The sequence below is a fragment of the Photobacterium minamisatsumaniensis genome, assembly GCF_050336695.1.
Lineage (GTDB): Bacteria > Pseudomonadota > Gammaproteobacteria > Enterobacterales > Vibrionaceae > Photobacterium > Photobacterium minamisatsumaniensis.
Genome location: NZ_JAKJSI010000113.1, coordinates 1 through 1,030 on the forward strand (window position 1 = coordinate 1; position 1,030 = coordinate 1,030).

At 52.8% G+C, this 1,030-nt stretch carries 1 protein-coding gene; it reads right to left on the reverse strand.

The window, feature by feature from the left end; translation table 11 throughout:
* Positions 1–1,030, reverse strand: a 1,030-nt coding sequence (locus tag L4D78_RS28280) for a putative Ig domain-containing protein (protein WP_428469997.1), incomplete at both ends; no start/stop codon positions are given.

Sequence of the window (1,030 nt, forward strand, 5' to 3'; positions counted from 1 at the left end):
TTCACCACTTCCAGATTGAACGCTGCCAAACTCACCGTCTCGGTACCGTCGCTCACTTTGATCACGATATTCGACGTAGTGCCGACATCATCGTTGGTTGGCAGGCCCGATAATACTCCGGTCCCGGGGTTGAAATTCGTCCAGCTCGGCTGGTTCTCGATGCTAAAGGCCAAATCATCACTGTCGGCATCACTGCCTATCGGGGTGAAGCTGTATACCGCATCTTGGTTGACGCTAGTCGCAGGCGTACCTGAAATCGTCGGCGCGTCATTGACGTTGACCACCTCAAGGTTGAATGCAGCAAGACTGGCGGTCTCAGTACCATCCGAGACGCTAATGACAATGTTCGAGCTGGTACCGACATCATCATTGTTCGGCAGGCCCGATAATACCCCGGTCGCGGGGCTAAAATTCGTCCACGAAGGCTGGTTTTCAATGCTGAACGCCAAGTCATCATTATCGACATCGCTGGCACTTGGGCTGAAGCTATACGCCGCATCTTGGTTAACAGTTGTAGCTGGAGAACCCGATATCACCGGCGCATCATTGACGTTCACCACTTCGAGATTGAAGGCCGCAAGGCTGGCGGTCTCTATTCCATCCGAGACGCTGATGACAATGTTTGAGCTGGTACCGACATCACCATTGGTCGGCAGGCCCGATAACACCCCAGTCGCGGGGCTAAAATTCGTCCACGAAGGCTGGTTTTCAATGCTGAACGCCAAGTCATCATTATCGACATCGCTGGCACTTGGGCTGAAGCTATACGCCGCATCTTGGTTAACGGTTGTAGCTGGAGAGCCCGATATCACCGGCGCATCATTGACATTCACCACTTCGAGGCTGAATGCTGCAAGGCTTGCGGTCTCGATACCATCCGAAACACTAATGACAATGTTTGCGCTGGTACCGACATCATCATTGGTCGGCAGGCCTGACAACACGCCACTCGCACTGCTGAAACTTGCCCACACTGGCTGATTTTCAATGCTGAACGTCAGATCATCACTGTCAGCATCGCTATAACTTG